General features: G+C 34.3%; 19 protein-coding genes. 3 read left to right on the top strand and 16 right to left on the bottom strand.

Annotated elements, in window-relative coordinates; all coding sequences use genetic code 11:
• Nucleotides 1-2 precede the first annotated feature (2 nt).
• From RCJ96_RS12350 to RCJ96_RS12320, 7 genes are all read right to left on the bottom strand, one after another.
• Nucleotides 3-593: a histidine phosphatase family protein gene (locus RCJ96_RS12350; protein ID WP_074610588.1), complete on the bottom strand. Its 591-nt coding sequence runs from the start codon at nt 591-593 to the stop codon at nt 3-5.
• Nucleotides 594-805: 212 nt separating this feature from the next.
• The gene (locus RCJ96_RS12345) at nt 806-2,110 is read right to left on the bottom strand and encodes a hypothetical protein (protein ID WP_242303608.1); all 1,305 of its coding nucleotides are present in this window, start codon (nt 2,108-2,110) and stop codon (nt 806-808) included.
• Nucleotides 2,111-2,595: 485 nt separating this feature from the next.
• Nucleotides 2,596-3,198, bottom strand: coding sequence for a hypothetical protein (locus RCJ96_RS12340; protein ID WP_416503738.1), 603 nt, complete (start codon nt 3,196-3,198; stop codon nt 2,596-2,598).
• A 312-nt stretch (nt 3,199-3,510) separates the two neighbouring features.
• Nucleotides 3,511-4,173 carry a hypothetical protein gene (locus RCJ96_RS12335; RefSeq protein WP_074607275.1) on the bottom strand — a complete coding sequence of 221 codons (663 nt, stop codon included), beginning with the start codon at nt 4,171-4,173 and terminating at the stop codon, nt 3,511-3,513.
• A gap of 416 nt (nt 4,174-4,589) precedes the next feature.
• Nucleotides 4,590-5,783 (bottom strand): hypothetical protein, encoded by a 1,194-nt coding sequence (locus RCJ96_RS12330; protein WP_446699791.1) that lies wholly within the window; start codon nt 5,781-5,783, stop codon nt 4,590-4,592.
• A 313-nt stretch (nt 5,784-6,096) separates the two neighbouring features.
• Entirely contained in the window at nt 6,097-7,065 is a 969-nt protein-coding gene (locus RCJ96_RS12325) for an SPFH domain-containing protein (RefSeq protein WP_074607273.1), read from the bottom strand.
• Nucleotides 7,066-7,067: 2 nt separating this feature from the next.
• Nucleotides 7,068-7,496, bottom strand: a complete 429-nt coding sequence (locus RCJ96_RS12320) for an NfeD family protein (protein WP_074607272.1) — start codon at nt 7,494-7,496, stop codon at nt 7,068-7,070.
• A 272-nt stretch (nt 7,497-7,768) separates the two neighbouring features.
• Between RCJ96_RS12320 and RCJ96_RS12315 the strand changes: the two genes are divergently transcribed.
• A complete protein-coding gene (locus RCJ96_RS12315) occupies nt 7,769-8,986 on the top strand; it encodes an MFS transporter (RefSeq protein WP_139302749.1) in 1,218 nt (405 codons plus the stop codon).
• A gap of 40 nt (nt 8,987-9,026) precedes the next feature.
• Here the strand turns inward: RCJ96_RS12315 and RCJ96_RS12310 are convergent, their stop codons facing one another.
• The 5 genes from RCJ96_RS12310 to spoIIP all read right to left on the bottom strand — a co-directional run bounded on the left by RCJ96_RS12310 (nt 9,027) and on the right by spoIIP (nt 13,785).
• Nucleotides 9,027-10,502, bottom strand: coding sequence for an amidase family protein (locus RCJ96_RS12310; protein ID WP_074607270.1), 1,476 nt, complete (start codon nt 10,500-10,502; stop codon nt 9,027-9,029).
• Between the two features lie 184 nt (nt 10,503-10,686).
• Nucleotides 10,687-11,133, bottom strand: a complete 447-nt coding sequence (locus RCJ96_RS12305) for an NUDIX hydrolase (RefSeq protein WP_074607268.1) — start codon at nt 11,131-11,133, stop codon at nt 10,687-10,689.
• A 23-nt stretch (nt 11,134-11,156) separates the two neighbouring features.
• Entirely contained in the window at nt 11,157-11,897 is a 741-nt protein-coding gene (locus tag RCJ96_RS12300; RefSeq protein WP_000747664.1) for a M15 family metallopeptidase, read from the bottom strand.
• Nucleotides 11,898-11,908: 11 nt separating this feature from the next.
• Nucleotides 11,909-12,406 (bottom strand): GNAT family N-acetyltransferase, encoded by a 498-nt coding sequence (locus tag RCJ96_RS12295; RefSeq protein WP_074607267.1) that lies wholly within the window; start codon nt 12,404-12,406, stop codon nt 11,909-11,911.
• Between the two features lie 224 nt (nt 12,407-12,630).
• Nucleotides 12,631-13,785 carry a stage II sporulation protein SpoIIP gene (gene spoIIP / locus RCJ96_RS12290; RefSeq protein ID WP_074607266.1) on the bottom strand — a complete coding sequence of 385 codons (1,155 nt, stop codon included), beginning with the start codon at nt 13,783-13,785 and terminating at the stop codon, nt 12,631-12,633.
• An 88-nt stretch (nt 13,786-13,873) separates the two neighbouring features.
• Here spoIIP and RCJ96_RS12285 point away from each other — a divergent pair, with 88 nt between their 5' ends.
• Complete coding sequence (locus RCJ96_RS12285; protein WP_000770748.1) at nt 13,874-14,170, top strand: hypothetical protein; 297 nt, start codon at nt 13,874-13,876, stop codon at nt 14,168-14,170.
• 4 nt (nt 14,171-14,174) lie between these two features.
• On the top strand, nt 14,175-14,480 hold the full coding sequence (locus RCJ96_RS12280) for a permease (protein WP_074607265.1): 306 nt from the start codon (nt 14,175-14,177) through the stop codon (nt 14,478-14,480).
• Here the strand turns inward: RCJ96_RS12280 and RCJ96_RS12275 are convergent.
• The 4 genes from RCJ96_RS12275 to brnQ4 all read right to left on the bottom strand — a co-directional run bounded on the left by RCJ96_RS12275 (nt 14,453) and on the right by brnQ4 (nt 18,742).
• The gene (locus RCJ96_RS12275; RefSeq protein WP_242303603.1) at nt 14,453-14,980 is read right to left on the bottom strand and encodes a DUF1572 domain-containing protein; all 528 of its coding nucleotides are present in this window, start codon (nt 14,978-14,980) and stop codon (nt 14,453-14,455) included. The two genes, RCJ96_RS12280 and RCJ96_RS12275, sit on opposite strands and share 28 nt — an antisense overlap.
• A 17-nt stretch (nt 14,981-14,997) precedes the next feature.
• A complete protein-coding gene (gene csaA, locus RCJ96_RS12270) occupies nt 14,998-15,327 on the bottom strand; it encodes a chaperone CsaA (protein ID WP_044790769.1) in 330 nt (109 codons plus the stop codon).
• A gap of 248 nt (nt 15,328-15,575) precedes the next feature.
• Nucleotides 15,576-17,123 carry an IS200/IS605 family accessory protein TnpB-related protein gene (locus RCJ96_RS12265; RefSeq protein ID WP_074607259.1) on the bottom strand — a complete coding sequence of 516 codons (1,548 nt, stop codon included), beginning with the start codon at nt 17,121-17,123 and terminating at the stop codon, nt 15,576-15,578.
• Between the two features lie 281 nt (nt 17,124-17,404).
• Nucleotides 17,405-18,742, bottom strand: a complete 1,338-nt coding sequence (brnQ4, locus tag RCJ96_RS12260) for a branched-chain amino acid transport system II carrier protein BrnQ4 (protein WP_074607285.1) — start codon at nt 18,740-18,742, stop codon at nt 17,405-17,407.
• Nucleotides 18,743-18,851: the final 109 nt, after the last annotated feature.

Genomic DNA, 18,851 nt, shown 5'->3' with positions numbered 1-18,851 from the left:
CTTTACATCCCGTCCAAATGATTCGTATCATTAATAAAATGTACTGTTTTTTGTTCGCCATCAATTTCAATTAAGCTTATTCCCGTATCTCCCATTTTAAAATAATAGTCCATTGAAATGGGCATTTTGAAAAACGCACGTAATAGACTATTTATTACACCACCATGTGCAACAATTGCAATTCGGTCATACGTATTCTCCGTCACGATTTTAGAAAAGATGCCTTCTATTCTCATTCTAAATTCAATAAATGATTCCCCGTTTTCAAAACGATCATGGAGGAACTTTGGCTCTGGGCATTTCTTTGCTTCTTCAAACGAAAGACCTGCTTGCACTCCATTATTGAACTCCATTAATTCCTCTTCTAATTGAATTGGACACCCAATTCCTTCCGCTAATGTTTCACCCGTTTCACGAGCACGTTTTAATGTACTTGCCCAAATGAAATCTGGCGGAAAATCTGCTTTCACTTTCTGTACAAGCCTTTGCACTTGCTGCCTTCCCTTTTCTGTCAATTCAAAATCAGCTCGTCCTTCATGTACGTTTAAGATATCAGCTTCTGATTCTCCGTGGCGTATTAGCAGTATTTGCATGTATTCTCCACTCCTCTATTTAACATTCGCAAAATTCAATTATATCACACTCTGAATTTTTTATAAAAAAAATAGATTGCTTTAACAATTGTTCAATCCCTTTTAGTTAAGGCGTTATTTCCCTTAACAATTCCATGTACTCTAGACTTATAATTCTTTCAAAAGTGACATAGAAAAAAGTCCTATCCATACGTATAGGACTCTTTTGTCTATTAAAATTCAGCTTGAGCTGTCTTCATCAATTGGGCTTTATAAGATACAATCCCTTTTCCTTCTGTCGCACTTTTCTGTTCACTTTTGAGTTCGATTGTTGCATCCTCACCGTTAATAACTAATATTCCAGTGCCTTTTGTACCGATATCATCTGTCCAAGCAAATATCCAAGTTGTTTCATTTTGTTTTGTAGCCTGTGTTTCGAACATACCGGTAAGTGTATTATTTAGGCGCTGTTCTACATACAGCGTAGCTTTATCTACTTTCGGATTAGATTCAGTAGTTCCCCATGTTTGAATGAATACACTTACCTGATTTTCACTGTTACTATCAACAGGATCGAAGAAGGCCTTTAGTGATTCTGATTGTTCCGTATTGTTTTTAGTGCCATCATTTGGGTTATTTTCATCCGGTTGACTTACTCCTGCGCTGCTATCAGAACTTGGCATTGCTTGTTTTGCTCTCTCTTCCTCCATTGCTTTTTCTGACGATCTTGTTAGGACAATTGGGTAATCCCCTTGAGTAATGCGTATTTTATCCTTACTAAGTTTTTCTAGCTTAAATTCTAAAGCTGGTTCTTGATGCGTACCAGGATACATAAATGTATATTCCGGTTTCCCTGAAAAAACATTTTTTTGTATATTTGTAAACTTCACTACCGCTGTGTAGTCCGTTTCATATAAAGCCATTGCAGAAACTTCAATTATATTTTGACCTTTTTCAACTATCTTATAGAAATATGTTTTATCCTTTTCACTCTGCCACATTCCTTTTAGCCCTTTTGTTGCATCTGAGGCATAATCCTTAATTGTGATAGGTATCTTTCTTGTTAATTCTCCATTATGCTTTTTATTTTTATAACTAACTTCAATTTCCACACTTATTTTTGAAGGTGACTCGTTTGCAATGATATTCACTTGCCCACTTTCGGTTATTTTCACCTTAGCAACATTTTCATCTTTTGATTTAACCGATAGAAATTCTTTTTCAGCCGCCCCTAAGTTTATCGTATTTTCTTTTGCTGTTCCTTCATCGTATAACCTTAAGGATACATTAATGTTTTTTTCTTCACCAGGCTTCAGTGATACTTCACTGAAATTTGCAATAAGTTCCTTGGCTATTATACTTGCATCCGCTTTTTCCACATTCACATTTGTTTTTTGTTCTTCTTTCTTCGGTTCTGTTTGTTTCTTTTCAGTTTGTTGTCGCTCTGTATTCGTTTTTGCCCCTTGTAATTGATACAGAAAAAATACAGATATACACACAATCATAATTCCTATCAAAATAATAATTCCCTTTTTCACAAGCTCCCCTCAATTCTATAATACTGAATAACTTTGCTTTCTTTTCTACTTTTGATAACTATTTATATATAAAATTGACTAATTCATTTAAAATATATTACAAATCAGAAACATATAAAACGTTTATTTCGAATATTTTTTACTTCTCCTCAAAAAGCAGATATAAAATAAATTGAAACTTTAATCAGTAGGGGTTTTCTTCATCCCCACTGATTATTAGTTGAACCAATTGGGCTTTAATGGGCAGTTGATCCCCCACCTTACTTCTTTGTTTTCGCTGAATTTTGAGGTGGGGGTCTTACTGCCCATTAAAGCGGGATAAATAACGAATTGCAAGACTAAGAAATTGATAGCTATATTGTGTACAACAAATAAGAAAAAACACCATCTTAAGATGGTGTTTTTTCTTATCTATCTCATCTACAATATCGATCAGGTTGACCGCAGGTATCACAGTATTCACAGGGATATGAGTCGCATTAACTTCAACACATACATGGATGGTCATTACATTTGCAACATGTGCATTCGCGTTCAATTTCACCACACCCGAAACAGCGAGCTGCATGCATCTCATCTTCATAGTCTCTTTGTTGTGGACTACGTCCTAAAAAGTCGTCAGCTGCATCCACCATATATTCATTACCGCCTTGTTGTCTATAAAAGCGGGCATCTTCCTCAGCTTGATTCTTCCGTTCTTCATAATCGTTAATATGATCATAAGTACCTGTATATCCACCATATCCTGTATTGGTGAGCCTTATTATAGGTTCCCTAATTGGATTACTGTTAAAACCTCCGCCATAATTCCTTTTATCATTTTGTTCTTTTTTTCTCGTTGTATCATACAATATTCCTGCTGCAAATAATACAAGCAAAATGGCAAAAGCACCTAAAAGAATTGAAATAGATATAGCTACAAAGAATAGCATAACAGTACCTAAAAAGAACAACACACTTTTTACATTTTTATATACAATTGTAGAAATTATAATAATAAAAATACAACTATATTCTACAATTGCAGCACTTGGAAAATCCAAGAAATACCAAACAATCGGTATAATCGTTGCTAATATTACCCACATAAATTCTTTCCCCCTTGTTTTCCTCTCTTACATATCATATGAAATATATTATGAAAAATAAATATATATAAGAAAAATGCTAAAAATATATATCGTTTTTTTATATTATTTTTCCGTTAATTATTCTTCGGTTTCTTTCAAGAGCGTTTCCTGTTCCTTTGTGTAGTCTAGTATTTTCCCTTCCATTCTGCTCTTACTATCATTTTTAACTTTATATTCCGTTTATTATAATTTATAATAATTATTTGTTTTTTCTACCAATAAAACGCGTAGACACAAAACAGCGGAATTATAATTCCGCTGTTCGCTTTTTCACTTAATATTAATTCCGAATTTATCTCCAAATTTCAAATCAGCATTAGGAGCAATAGTAATTTCGGCCTGACCTTTCTTAATAGCATGTATTGTATATTCCTCAATAGGCATTGCAACTCTTCCTTCATGAGGAACTTCATCCATACTTAACGTATCCGCACTTACTAAGATTTTAAGTGGCTGATCTGGGTCCATATTCTTATGGTGGAGTTTTAGCTTCTGCCCTACTGACATTTGTAAAAGTCCATCCGCCCCTGGAATATGCCAAATCACTTTATTAGTCCCTTTTTCTATTTCAAAATCTATAATATACTCTCCATTCTCTCCATTCTTGACTTGATTATCATCATCTGCTGTTTTACCTGATGTTTCAATTTGTACTTTAGGTTTACTTTCTTTCGCACCCTGTTTAACACCACTAGAATCTGTTTTTTCCTTAGGCTTATTTTCTTCTATATTTTGTTTTACATCACCTGCAACAGTCTGCTCCTTAGGCTTATTCTGTTCAGCTTTTTGTTTCTCATTACTTGATGTAGCTTGCTCATTCGATTTGCTTTCTTCAGTTTGTGACTTTTCACTACTCGATTCAGTTTTTTGTTTTTCACCACACCCTGATAATGAAATCAATATAACAATAAGTAAAAACCAGCCTTTGCGCATATAACTAATCCCCTTCCCCTTCCCCTTTTATACATGTACTTACTAATGTTAATCCATCTAGCATGTTAATTTGTATTCTCTTATTCAACAAATCTCTCCCAAAAAGCGCACCGCATACGGAATCTCCATTAAATAATTTTCTTGAAAAATAATTAAATCAAACTTTTACCACCTCATTGTGGTACATAATTCTATGTACTTACTTTTTCAAACACCCTAAACCTACAAGTATTTCAAAAGAATCAGACAAGAAAAATCCTATCTATGTGTATAAGATTGAACTTTCCTTGTCTTTTAGAATTCTTGGCTGTGCTGTTTTTTTACTAGTCCTTTTTAAGTTTTACGTTTTGAGTTATTACTCCTCTTCCTTCAATGCCATTTCGATTTCCTTTTAAGTCTAATGTTACGTTGCCTTCTTAAAATGTAATAGTACCTGTTCCTTTGGTTTCAAAGTTATCAACCCATGTGAATGACCATGTGGACTCATTTTGCTTTACGGCATTCGATGTAAACATCCCCATCATGGAAGTTGTTATTCCATTACTATTATTAGACCGCTGTTCTACTTGGATTGTTGCATTTTTGTCATCAACCATGGTAAACAAAGCACTGACAAGAAGTTTATCTCCATTTTGGATATTATAATAATCTCCATTTAGTTTGTTATTTTGACTTGTTTTTACATTATTATCTTGTTTTGCATGTGTAGTGTTGTCTTGGTTGGGTTGCGTATTGGTACCTTGGTCCCCTCCAACAGGAACTAACTGTGCTTGTTCGAATTCTGCTTTAGACGATTTCGTCAAATTCAATACATCTTTCCCTTTTCGCACAATCATTTTATTTACACTAACTCTCTCTAGTGTGAACTCTTCATCTGGTGGTGTATCTCCATCTTGTGCGTACGCCTGTGTATACTTCATTTTTCCGAATAATTCTTTTTGCTTAAATGTATTAAATTGAACATCACCCGTATACCAGATTTCATACAAATCAAACGCTTGAAACTCTATTTTCTTTGCATTTTTCTGATTTATTTTCACAAACAATTTTTTATTATTTTCATCACGCCAATACCCTTCTAATCCTTGTGTTACATTTGTTTCCTGATTGTTAATTGTAATAGGTATCTTTACTGTTGATTCTCTATTTTTCTTTTTATTTCTATAAGTAATCTCAATTTCCGTACTTTTTTGTGACGGGGACTCGTTTGCAATAATTTTCACTTGCCCATTTTTCATTATATTTGCCTCTGCAACATCATCATTTCTAGATTTAACGGATAGAAACTCTACATCATCTACACCTAGGTTAAACGTATTTTCTTTCATTGTTTTTTCATCATATAATTTTAAAGATAAAGTGACGCTACTTTCTTCACCAGGTTTCAGCGATACTTCTTTAGGATTTGAAATAAGTTCCTTGGCTATTATACTTGCATCCGCTTTTTCTACATTCACATTTGCTTTTTGTTCTTCTTTCTTCGGTTCTGTTTGTTTCTTTTCAGTTTGTTGTCGCTCTGTATTCGTTTTTTCCCCCTGTGATTGATACACAAAAAATGCAGCCATACACACAATTATAATCCCTATAAAAATAATAATTCCCTTTTTCACAAATTCCCCTCAATTCTATAATACTTAATAACTTCTCTTTCTTTTCTACTTTTCATAACCATTTTTATTTATAACTCACTTAGACATTTAAAATATATTACATATTATTGATATTTAAAACCCTTATTTTGAATATTTTTAAATTTATGTAAAAAAATACAGACATAGATTAAAATCTTTGAAAAATATTACTTAAAAACAGATAGGAAACTACTTACAACTTTGTGCGTCAAAAGAATGAAAAAACTGTCTACTATTATTACACGAATCAAAAATTAAAAGAGAAATGGCATCCCATTTCTCTTTTTCACTCTTATTGTTCTTTTTCTGTATTATTTAAAGGCAGTTTCTTCGCTTGTTTTTCTTTAAAGATTTCACCAATTGCCCCGAGAGTACCAAGTGTTTCAATTGCATTAGATGGAATAAAGACTTTATTTGCTGGCCCTTTCGCAACTTCAGCTAATGATTCAAATGATTTGTAAGCAAGTATACGTTCATCTAAATTCGCCTCGCGAAGTAATTGAATTCGATTTTGTTCTGCTTTTGCAATTTCCTCAATCGCTCTTGCTTCCCCTTGCGCTTCTAATTCTTTTGCTTCTTTAATACCTTCTGCTTCTCGAATACGTGCTTCTTTATCCCCTTCAGCCATTAAGATTTTACTTTGCTTTTCCCCTTCAGCACGAAGGACTTTATCTTGTTTTGCAGCTTCAGCTTCTAATATGATCGCACGTTTATTACGCTCTGCTTTCATTTGTTTTTCCATTGATGCTTGCACATCTTTCGGCGGATTAATATCGACAACTTCAACACGTTCAATGCGAACGCCCCATTTTTCTGTAGCTTCATCAAGTGCTAAGCGAATTTCTGTTGAAATTTTTTCACGACCAGATAACGTTTCATCCAGTTCCATTTTACCAATGATTTGACGCATCGTTGCTGAAGTAATGTTACGTACACCGTATTCATAGTTCGAAATACCATATGTCGCAAGTTCCGGTTCAACGACTTGATAGAAAATAATTGTATCAATTTCCACTTGTACATTATCTTTCGTAATTACCTTCTGCGGTGGTACATTCGTTTGTTGAATACGCAAGTCGTGATATACGCGAACACGATCCACAATCGGAATTAATAAATTTAATCCCGGCTGCATAACCCGCTGAAACTTACCAAATCTTTCAACGACTCCAACTTTTTGCTGTGGAATAATTTTAATTGTTAATGCGATAAATGTAACAACAATTAGTGCAAAAATAATCGTTAACGTTAATGCTACCATATTTATTCACTCTCCTTTTTTACTTGTAATATAGTACTATGCCTCTTTATAACAATAACTTTTTCTCCGGCATCAATTGGATCATCTGCAATAGCTGTCCAAGTATCTCCATCCACTTTCACAATGCCGTTCGCCTCATTTGTAATCGCTTGCATAACAATCCCTTTTTTACCTGCAAGCATATCTACTGTATCAGTAAAACCTTTTGCTTCCCGAAAGTTTTTTGATATTCTTTTCGTAAAGAAAGTCAATGTTAAACTTACAATCGCACCAGCAACAACTTGTAACAGTAGTGCTTCAGGAACAAACAAAGCAATAAGACCTCCGACAACAGCTCCAATTCCAAGCCAAAGCATGTAAAATGTAATCGACAGCATTTCCCCAATAAATAAAATACCAGCTATTATAAACCAAATTACCCAAGCAGCCATTTGCAACCCTCACTTTCTTTCTCATTTTCTATATGTATATGAAGAAAAGAATGGTTTATCCGCCCTTTCTCATACATGGGCGCTTACTACAAGCTATTGTACATTTTCACTGTTACAATGAGTATTATTAAAATACTATATTAATATATTCTTCATTATACATGAAAATCCCTTTCAAAAAGTGACAAAAAATTTAATTCTTTCAAAATTTATTTTTCAAATTATAATGATTATAACTACTGTCATATTTCCCCAGAAAGGGTGTGTACTTATTGCAAAAACGTTCATTGACTTACTATTTAGGATCGAAAATATGCATTACTCTCGCTGACATCGTATACGTAATGATTATTACAACTCATATGTATATCACAACGAAATCAGCTACATTAACTGCTCTTTTTCCATTATTACAAGTCATAACTAATCTTATAGCAAATACATCTGCACCACTTATAATGAATCGTTTTCCATCTTATTCATTACTGTTTACACTACAATGGATAAAAACTGCTCTATTATTTTTATTAATGATATTATTCCCGGTCCTTTCCACAAACATTGTAGTACTATTCATTTTCATTTTTTTCATTTCATTATGTAGTGGCTGGAGCGCTCCATTACTATACGGTATTCTTCCGCGCCTTACACCGAAAGAAAAATTAGTAAAAGTAAATAGTATTTTTTCCTTTTCCACACAAATTGCACAAGCCGCTGCTTATTCATTTACAAGTGTTATTGTGCTTCTTATTGGTGCTTCTTCTACACTGATGATGAATAATATTTTGATGATTTTCGGATGTGTTGCACTACACTTTTCATTACGATCCATACATACTGAACGAGTAATAGAGCCTTCTTCTTCAAAAGGTGATACTTTATTGGAAGGTTGGAAGCTCTTATTTCAAAACCCTTCTCTCCGTACTGTTACATGTATGGACTTAATTGAAACTTTTGCAGGGACGATATGGATCGGTGCTATTACGATGGCTTATGTAACAACTGTCCTTCATAAAGGAGAAGAATGGTGGGGATTTATTAATACAAGTTATTATGTTGGGACGTTAATTGGCGGTCTATTAGCGTGGAAAATGAGTACATACATTCAAAACAATTTAATACGCTCTATGGCGATAGGCTCTCTTCTGTTTAGTATGCTTACATTTTTATATGGTATAACAAGTAGCGGATTTATTGCGCTGTTCCTATGCATTCTAATGGGCCCATGTTACCAAATTAGAGATATTTCTCAAACAACTGTTTTACAATCCAGCGTCGCTCCATCTTTATTATCAAAGATGTATACAGCTCACGGCGCTCTTCTCTCAACAGCTTCTGGCCTTTCTATGCTGAGTGTTGGCATTATTACCGATTTGTTCGGTGTTCGTACGATCTATATTCTCGCTTCAATCCTTATATTGTGCTCTGCTTGTTTATCATTTAACTTATTAAAATATGATAAGACAAAGCAAAAAAACATGTCACTTTAATGAACAAAATAAATAGGACAAGATTTCCTGTCCTATTTATTTATGATAAGTTAGGAGATTTCCGATGCTTTGTCGCTTGTTCAAAAGCGTATGCGAGTTTAATTAAAGTCCCCTCACGAAAAGCAGTGCTTGCAAGCGTAATTCCAAATGGTCTCCCGTTATCCATATATCCCGCAGGTATTGCTATAGACGGATAACCTGCTTTCGCACATATAGTGGAGCCTATATAAGAAGGGAACAGAATCGCATCAAGATTATATTTTTCCAGTGCAAAATCAATGCCTTGTTCTTGTGAAAAATATATATCTTCTAATCTTGCATTTAAATATTGTGGATTTCTTAACGTATTAGGAAAATCTTTTCTTCTTTCTAACTTAGTTTGTCCATATCTCAGAGCTCTTTCTGCTATGTTTTCATTAAACTCCATTAACTCTGAAATAGAATGGACTGGTATAGTAGAAGGCAATTTCGAAAGATAGTTATCTAAACTATGCTTTAATTCATAAAGCGATACACCCCAGCTCCATTCTCTATGAAAAGATGGAATATTAATATCCTCTACTACTGTCGCACCCTTACTACGTAATACTTCAATTGTTTCCTTAAACAAATTCTCATCATACTCACCAGATTTATAATAATCTTTTGGTGCGTTGTTATATACACCAATCTTTGTTCCATTTAAACCGTTAACATCCAAATACTTTGTATAATCATGTTCTGCTATCCCTTCACTTTTACGAGTAGCTACATCTTTCTCATCTAGCCCAGTTAACCCCCCTAGTAAAATAGCGGCATCTGTTACTGTTCTAGCAAATGGGCCGGCTGTATCTTGCGAATATGTGAACGGAATAATACCTCTACGACTAATTAGACCAACAGTCGGTTTAATACCGACTACAGAGTTTTGAACAGCTGGACTCAAAATAGAACCATCTGTTTCTGTTCCAACCGATACTACTGTAAAGTTAGCAGCAACTGCTATGGCAGATCCTGTACTTGAGCCACCAACAAACATATCATCCTCACCCGTACCGTAAGGGTTTATTGTTTGACCACCTCTTGCACTATATCCAGCCCACATTTCAAATGACATTGCATTTGCTAATTCTGTCATATTTGTTTTCCCTATTATCACTGCTCCTGCTTCTCGCAGCTTCGTAACGAGAAATGCATCTTCACTACTTATATGTTGTTCTAGCGCAATTGTACCTGCACTTGTATGCATAGAGTCATTCGTTTCAATATTATCCTTAAGTAAAACCGGTATACCATGTAATGGACCTCTTTTACCTTTAATCTTTCTTTCATAATCTAACGCTTCAGCAATAAAGATGGCGTCTGGATTGATTTCTAAAATAGAATTAATTTCCGGTCCATCTTGATCATACTTTGCGATTCTATGAAGGTAATACATAACTAGTTCTTTTGAAGTTAACTTTCCATCTTCCATCGCTCTTTGTATATCATGAATTGTTAATTCTTTTTGTAGTAGTGTATTGAACTGAATCTCCATTTTCATTCTCCTTCTATAAACCTTTATTGATAGCATATCTCTATTACTTTTTCATTTTCTCCGCTCCTCACATATACAACTACAATCCCTCTATAAGAATTCAACTTACCGATGTAAAAACCTTTTATTTCCTGAAAAATAAAAAAAGTCTGAAACGATTTCACCTTCGCCTCAGACCCTATTATTACTGCACGTATACCTCATCTAACAAATGTAAAAACTCACCTTGTTTCCCCGCTAATTCAGGGCATTTTGCAATATCAATCCATTCATAGCAAAATACTAATCCTTCATCTTCCTTACCAGCACTTACAATATGTTCCCAACTATCTTTTACATCTGTTAGTAATGTTACGTGGAAGAAATGGCGTTTTTGATATTCCTTTTTTTCTTTCACATGTATGATGTAATCAGCTAGGAATCGTTCTATGCATAAATGCCGTAATCCAGTCTCTTCTTGTACTTCACGTAAAATCGCTGCTTCTAATGTTTCCCCTTCTTCCACTGTTCCTCCTGGTATTTGTATACCAGCTTCAGGTATATCACGATGTTTAAAAACAAGCAGTTGCATAACTCCTTCTTTTTCTCTTGTCACATATACGTGTACTTTTTTATTATATAACACCGTCATAACCCTTCTCTCCCCTCAATTTTTCACTCTGCTACTTCTTCAAGCGTGAGTTGATTTTCATATAAATATGTAGCTTGTGGATTCCCCACATACCTCACATGCCATGGTTCATATCGATAACCAGTAAGCGACTCCTTCTCTTTCGTATATCGAATGACAAAACCAAATTTATGGGCATTTTCAGAAAGCCACTGCCCTTCTTTCGTTTCACCAAAAATTGTCTCTAACTGAAACTTAGCAGATTGCGATGTAATATCCATAGCAAGCCCTGTTTGATGTTCACTCGTTCCAGGAACTGCACTCGACATTGCTGTTTTTGCTTCTCCATCTTGTTTTTTATACATTGTATTTAACGCTTTTTGTCGATCAAAAGATCTAAATCCAGAAACTGCAAATAAGAAAACACGCTCCTTATCCGCTTGCTGAAACATTTCCTCAAGCGCACCAGCTGCCTCTTTCCTCATTTTTTTCTTTTCTTGATCACCTTCACTTGAGTAGCGCACTTTCGGAATAACTAAATCTGGCGGTTTATACCCATCTGGTAAACGCCTACTTTTATTCACAAGCACAAGCATCGAATTCGGATTACTAATTACCGCAATATCCCCATCCATATTCGCAATCGTTTCTTTCGCTTTCGGAAATATGTTATTTACATTTACCTCGCGCGCCTGCTTATCCTTATACATTTTATAATTAATTCCTGCTACTCCAACAATGAGTATCATCGCTACGATACCAAGTAGTATCCATCTTTTTTTCATATAACGACCTCTTATTTTAATAATTTGGCCATTTCATACTCATCGATGTTCTCTCCATCGATAATAAGAGAAGCTCTTTTGACACCTTCTTTCTCAAATCCAACTTTTTTATATAGTGCCTGAGCTCTTGTATTGTGGGCCATTACCGTTAATTCTAAACGCCATATATCTTGTAATCTTGCCCACTTCTCGACCTCTTTAAACAATCTAGTCCCAATACCTCGCCCGCTATACTCTTGCAAAATACCAATTACAATACTTGCTACATGTCGCTTTCTTTGAATATTATTTCCATTCACTAAAATAAATCCTACTATTCTCTCTTCTTCAACTGCTACGAATATTGTTGTATATTTATTTTCTATAAAGCGATGAATCATTTGTTCTTGTTGCTTGGCTGTAAATTTTCTTTCTCCTGGCTCGTATAACATAAATTTCGTTTCTGCATCTAATTGCTTACTTAATTGCAAAAATGATGCTGCATCTTCTACTTTGATTTCCCTAATCACTTCAATCACCCTACCAATTTCATAATAAAAAGCTTTCCTTATAAAAAGATTTTCTCTACTTTCCCGAAAATCCCTTTGTAAATCTCCCAGTATAATTTGACAAATTTCGATATTACTATAACATCGACAAATTATGTCTATTCTGTGACACATCATTAATTACAAAAAAACGCAAGCATTACACTCACGTTTTTTCAGACTCTCGCATTCATTTCTGTTTCACTTTATCCATTCACTTTTTCTGCCTGCCAGAAATATTCACCAAACGCTTTAGCTAGCGCATCAATCGATCGATTTAGTTCTTCCTCTGTATTATCTACGCCACCAACTTCAATTAATATCGCTTGTCCTGACAAATCTTGATTGTAGACACCATTTCCTGTTTGGAATCCTTTTTGAATGACACCGCGGCTAACTCCTGGATACTTCTTATTAATTGTCTCATGTAAAGCCGTTGCTAATTGTAAATTCTTTTCATAATTTTTATTACCTTTCCCTATTACGAAAGCAAGCTTTGCATATGATTTATCTCCAATTGCTTTTGTCGTTACATTTTTCCGAGCACTATCACGATGTAAATCAAAAAAGTACTGCAATTCCTTATTGCTAGTCATTGCTTCTTGTACAATTTCTCGTGACATTTTATAAGAACTATTGCTATTTAATCCTTTACTAATCAACTTTTGCCCAACATCAGTCTTGTCGTTAGTTGCTCCGATCCCTTCATTTGCTAATTGTTCACGAAATCGGTCGCCGACTATTGAAATATTCGTTACGGAACTTGTTGCTTTATTCGGATTTGGATCATTTGTTAAATTCAATAACGGCAAATAAGATTCCCAACTATGCGAATGATAAATAAATGCAACTTGTCGTTTTCCTGTCGTTTGAGCTGGTTGCTTTTTCTCTTTATTCGTATCCGGCTTTGGAGCCTGTCCACCTTCTCCAGTCCGTTCTTTTACTACTTCTTCAAGTGGAACGCTCGACTCTATAGGCAAGTTAGAATAATTTGTTCCTTCACCCGCAATGACAATTTCTGTATCGTACTTACCGAAACCAGGTAGCTCTTTGCCGACAAAACTGCGTACATCGTTAAAACGAATATTTGTAGCCATAGAAAAGAGAAACGAAGATATTGAAAAATCTTGATTTAAATTTCGATATTCCTGTGTAAAATAATGATTCTCCTTCCCAAGAACGTACATGTAACCATTCATTGATAACTCATTTAACCAATTATATAAATACGTTGACTTTGTCTCTTTCATAGAGGTTACCATCATACTAATAAGAAAAAAAGTCGCTAGTACTGTAGCAATAATAAATAATACTAACTTACGTACACTCGTGAACTTCACATAAAAAAAGCCTCGATTCATACTATCACCTCTCTATTTCAAGTTATGTACAAGCTCTAGAGAATAGACCGTCTAAATTCCGGCTATATTGTTAATGAGGTGAAATGAATTGAAGCTACTAATAGGAACATTACCCATTGTATTATCATTTATTTTTTATTGGCTCGCTAAGCATTCTACAGTCCGCGTTGTGTTACATATTTCAGCGTACTTCGCACTTTATGTACTCGGTACAATCATTTCTATTCATATATATGATGTTTTAATGCAAGATTTAGTTTTTATGACAAGCATTCATGGAATTTTACTAAATCCATTTTTTCTTATTTCAGGAGCATATATAGGGATATACACTTTATACTTACTTTTATCTTACACTATTACAAATATAAAAAATGGAGTATAATGAAATGCGACCACCATTCATCTGTCATACATGCAAAAAAAGAATTGCTCGAAAGAAAGATCTTATTACTGCCACACGATACTTCCGCTTGTATTTATTTCACAGTGATTGCTTTAAGCAACAGCAAGTGTTTCTCTCACGATTTATCCCTGTGAATACACTTTTTAATTTCTTTCTTATTATATATGGACTTATTTTTGGCAGCCTTCTTATGCTTACAGAGCCATCTATCATTTGGCTTATTTTCTTATTTCCCATTTTATATCGGTTTCTTTCCTTTTATTATGTTGAACGTTTTTTCTCTACATAACATGCAGACTGTCCTCTAGGAATGCTTAAACATTCCCACTCATTTTCTTTTAACATTTTACCAATGTAAATTATTTGTCCAATATGTAAAGCATAATGAGAAATTTGTCTTTCAATTGCTTGTATGACAGTATGTGCTTCACCGCGAATATATACCGTCTGTATTAAATGTTCCGGCGTTAACACATTCATCGTTTTAAAAACGTATTCCCATCCTTCATTCCATGCTGCGAGTACCTCTTCCTTAGAAGAATAACCACCTTCAAATTCAGCATCTCGGTTACGATCTATTTTTTCACCGTCAGATGTTAGAAAATCCGTCCATCTAGAACGCATATTACCGTGTAGATGCTTAATTATGATTGCTATGCTATTTGTTTCTTCATGAGAAGACCATTCAATCTGTTCATATGATAATTGTGAAAGCACCCGTTCCCCTTGTTTCTTTGTTGATTTAAAATTGGAAATGGCACATTGTAAATATTCTTGTCCAATATCCATGTTCTCCCGCCTTTACATTAACTAATTTTTGTTCCATTTGGTAATTCCATATTAGGCTGCAGTAATACAACATCACCAGCTTCAGGTACTCCTCCTAAAACAAGCACTTCTGATTTAAATCCAGCTACACGTTTTGGCGGGAAATTTACAACAGCAACGATTTGCTGACCAATTAAATCGTCCGGGTTATATCTCTTCGTAATTTGAGCACTTGACTGCTTCATTCCAAGCTCCCCAAAATCAATTTCTAGTTTAATCGCTGGAACTCTCGCTTCTTTAAATTCCTCTGCGTGTGTTACAGTTCCAATTCTTACATCCAAAGTTAAGAAATCTTCAAAGTTAGCCATTTTATCATTCCTGGTTTGAAATTCTTATAAAAATCTATACATTGTTGGCGAACCAAGTCAAATGCCAACTACCGAAAAGGAATCTCACCTTTTTTCCTGTCCGTAAGGGTTGTGACCTTTTCATCCACCTATTGTGAAAGAGTGACGGCAGGTTCCTGTTAGGAACGGTCTGTTTTTGCATACTACCATTCATCCAAGTCAGTAGTATGCAAGAGGTTATAAGAACGAAACCAGTACCCCCTTCTCATTTAAATTTTAAATACGAATTGTTGATTGCTCATATAAACAGTTTTGTGAAGAATGCTCCACAATTTCCAATTATGATGTTCTTTCCACGTTTGAATTGTTTGTAACCATTTTTTATATACTTTTTTCGTATTCTTTTTACTTTCTTCCATAGAAGCAACAAGAATACGCAGTTTTGTTGTAATTTGGTTTTTTAATAATAAAATAATTTCTTTTGGTACTTGTTCTTGTAATTCTAATCCACGTCTTGCGATCGTGAATGCGGCTGTTTCATGAACGCTAATACCGTATTTCTTACTATATTTTAATTTTCCAATCACACTTGTATAAGCAGGATTCACTGTTTTGACAGAAAACCCATTGCGAAGAGCCATACGAATTAAACTGTTCAACATCTTTTTATACGTAAATTGATGGAAATTACGATTACTGTATGCATCAGTATCCTGAGATTGTTGAAACTTTAAATCTTCTAAAACAATTCCACCTACATTGTTTTCCAACAACCATGTTTTAATTTGTTGTACGATTTGTCCAATTATCGTTCCGCGTTTGTTTGTTGAAAACGTATTAAGATTGTGTAGACAAAAAATTTTTGAACCTTTAAAATTACCTTGTTTTGTACATAAACTAACTGCAATACGGTCCGGATTTACATCGATTCCTGCAATTACATCTGATTGTGGTGTTTCCTTGAGATCTAGTACAAGACCTATTTCCGTTTCATCAAACGTAATATTTACATAAAATTCATTTTGTTTACGAATGATTTCTACACTATATTTTTGATGCTCTATAATCGGTTTTCCTTTTGGATTTACACCGAGTTGCTCTCCCATAACGACATTTGTAATTTGATGATAAAAACGATATGGAATGATAATCGGAACTTTGATTCGTGGGCTTTTTGTTTTTCCATTTGTTAGTCTTAATGGATTTGCAATTTCTAACCATCCTTGCCCACAGTCATCCACTGTAATGCGCATGTTCAAATTCCCTTTTTTACTTTTATCTCCACGAGAATATAATTGTCGTGTACGCAAATCTTTCCATTCTTGATTGGATATCTTGCTTTTCATTCTTTCATAGAAATTTTTCCGCCCACCAAAAATAATAGGAGGTAATGTTTTATTTTTAATATGTTTTGCATACATTTCTATTCTCTGTTCTAATTTTTGTTTTCGTTTTCTTAAACCAATTAAACAAGTTTCTAATGAAACTTGTTTAGGTCTTTTTTTGCCGCTTTCATAATCATCTATTTTTTGTAACGTCTTTTCTAACTTTTTTTGATTGTTTTCTAGGTAAACAGGAAGAAGTTCTTTTTGAGAGGAAAGGATTGTTTGCGCTTGTAAAACCGCATCTTCACAAAAACGTTTATTTAACAAATATTTAGGCTGTAGTTTTTTTATCAATTCTTTCTCGTTTTCGCCCTCAATCAAACGATTCAAACTATATCGTTTTGCACTTTCGAACGTACGAATCAAAGTAATTAAATCTTCCGTTTGTTCTTTTGTGATAGAACTGATTTTACAAGCCCGTGTTGTTTTCATCCTTTCCACCCTTTTCTAATACGGATTTTTTAGTGTTCTATCCGCAATAAAAATACCTTCTTTATCCCAATTCCGTAAAGTTTGTTGTGTTTTTCCTAATATGTTTGTAGCTTTCTCAATTGAAATATAATTTTTCATTTTCATCACCTAAAAATATTACGTGTTGAATTCCATAAAATAAACAACCTTAAATTATATTTTTTTATATTTATTTACTCTTATTTCCTCCCAATTATTAATTAGACAAAACCTAAAAATCCCCTTTTAAAAAAGAAAGGCGCCTAAGCACCTTTCTTTTGTAATTCACTTGATTCATTTGATCTATAGAAAAAGAAACCGAGAATGCCGCCGATACATGACGGGATTAACCACCCTATTCCTTCTTTATATAATGGTAACATTTGTAATACGTTAGAAATCGCTTCAATTTTAATGTTCGCACTTTCTAAACCATTAAAGAAACTAATTAACAATGCACCTAAAATAGCTCCAATATAAATGGTATTACGCTTCCCAATCCATTTATGGAAGTAAGAAAGTATGATTAATACGATTGCAACTGGATAAATAATCATTAACACTGGTAAAGTAACTGCGATTAATTGTGTTAAACCTAGGTTAGATACAATTAAACTAAATACACATACCATTGTTACAATCGTTTTATGCGAAAGTTTTGGGAATAAGTTTGTAAAGAAGCCAGCACAGGCTGATGTTAATCCAACAGAAGTTGTTAAACAAGCAAGTATAATAACAAGTCCTAATAAAATTTTACCACCTGTTCCATATAACTCATTTACAACATTCGTTAAAATAAGTCCACCATTCTCTGATATTCCAAGTGATGTACTTGTTGAACCAAGATACGCAAGTGATAAATAAATTAACGTTAAACCAAGTACTGCAATAATACCTGATACTACTGTTATTTTTGCAATTTGATTACTCTCTTTTATTCCTTTAGAGCGGATAACTTGTACAACGACAATTCCAAATACAAGTGCACTAATCGCATCCATCGTTAAATACCCTTGAATAAATCCACCAAAGAAAGCATTTTCTTTGTATGCCGCTAGCGGCGCAGCTGGTTCTCCAATCGGATCAATAATTGCCTTTCCGACAATTACAGCAACAATTAATACTAACAATGGTGTAAGAAATTTCCCGAACCAATCCACTAATTTTGATGGATTTAAAGATAAATACCAAGTTATTCCGAAGAAAATTATAGTGAAAAGAAATAGCATGTACCACTCTGAAACCAATGCCTCTGATAAAAATGGCTTCATACCCATTTCAAATGAAACGGCTCCAGTACGCGGAATCGCGAAAAATGGTCCAATCGCTAAATAACTAATTAACGGGAAAACAAATGCAAATATAGGGTGAACTCTAGAAGATAGCGCTTTCAAGTCCCCCTCTACAAACGCGACAGCTGTAACAGCTAATAGGGGTAATCCGACTCCCGTTACAAGGAATCCAATTGTAGCAACCCAAACATTCTCTCCAGCTTGTTGCCCTAAAACTGGTGGGAAAATTAAATTTCCTGCTCCTAAAAATAGTGCAAATAACATTAAACCAATTGCTACCGTATCACCTGGCCTTAAACGTCCCTTCATGCTTTTCATTTGCATAGCACTTTTTCATTGTTTATCTCTATTTTCACAATATGCTATGCATCCTCCTCTCTGCTCAAGATGATAAAATATGCCCCTTACAAAGCAGTGT

The sequence above is a fragment of the Bacillus sp. BSL6 genome (genome assembly GCF_052928345.1).
This window is presented reverse-complemented; position numbering and strand designations above follow the sequence as displayed.

Coding starts and splice junctions, on each gene's coding strand:
- csaA (WP_044790769.1), bottom strand. CDS start 15,327: ATGGCTAACTTTGAAGATTTCTTAACTTTGGATGTAAGAATTGGAACT.
- RCJ96_RS12325 (WP_074607273.1), bottom strand. CDS start 7,065: ATGGTAGCATTAACGTTAACGATTATTTTTGCACTAATTGTTGTTACA.
- spoIIP (WP_074607266.1), bottom strand. CDS start 13,785: ATGAATCGAGGCTTTTTTTATGTGAAGTTCACGAGTGTACGTAAGTTA.
- RCJ96_RS12300 (WP_000747664.1), bottom strand. CDS start 11,897: ATGAAAAAAAGATGGATACTACTTGGTATCGTAGCGATGATACTCATT.
- RCJ96_RS12320 (WP_074607272.1), bottom strand. CDS start 7,496: ATGGCTGCTTGGGTAATTTGGTTTATAATAGCTGGTATTTTATTTATT.
- RCJ96_RS12310 (WP_074607270.1), bottom strand. CDS start 10,502: ATGGAGATTCAGTTCAATACACTACTACAAAAAGAATTAACAATTCAT.
- RCJ96_RS12335 (WP_074607275.1), bottom strand. CDS start 4,173: ATGCGCAAAGGCTGGTTTTTACTTATTGTTATATTGATTTCATTATCA.
- RCJ96_RS12340 (WP_416503738.1), bottom strand. CDS start 3,198: ATGTGGGTAATATTAGCAACGATTATACCGATTGTTTGGTATTTCTTG.
- RCJ96_RS12280 (WP_074607265.1), top strand. CDS start 14,175: ATGCGACCACCATTCATCTGTCATACATGCAAAAAAAGAATTGCTCGA.
- RCJ96_RS12275 (WP_242303603.1), bottom strand. CDS start 14,980: ATGGATATTGGACAAGAATATTTACAATGTGCCATTTCCAATTTTAAA.
- RCJ96_RS12350 (WP_074610588.1), bottom strand. CDS start 593: ATGCAAATACTGCTAATACGCCACGGAGAATCAGAAGCTGATATCTTA.
- brnQ4 (WP_074607285.1), bottom strand. CDS start 18,742: ATGAAGGGACGTTTAAGGCCAGGTGATACGGTAGCAATTGGTTTAATG.
- RCJ96_RS12305 (WP_074607268.1), bottom strand. CDS start 11,133: ATGACGGTGTTATATAATAAAAAAGTACACGTATATGTGACAAGAGAA.
- RCJ96_RS12265 (WP_074607259.1), bottom strand. CDS start 17,123: ATGAAAACAACACGGGCTTGTAAAATCAGTTCTATCACAAAAGAACAA.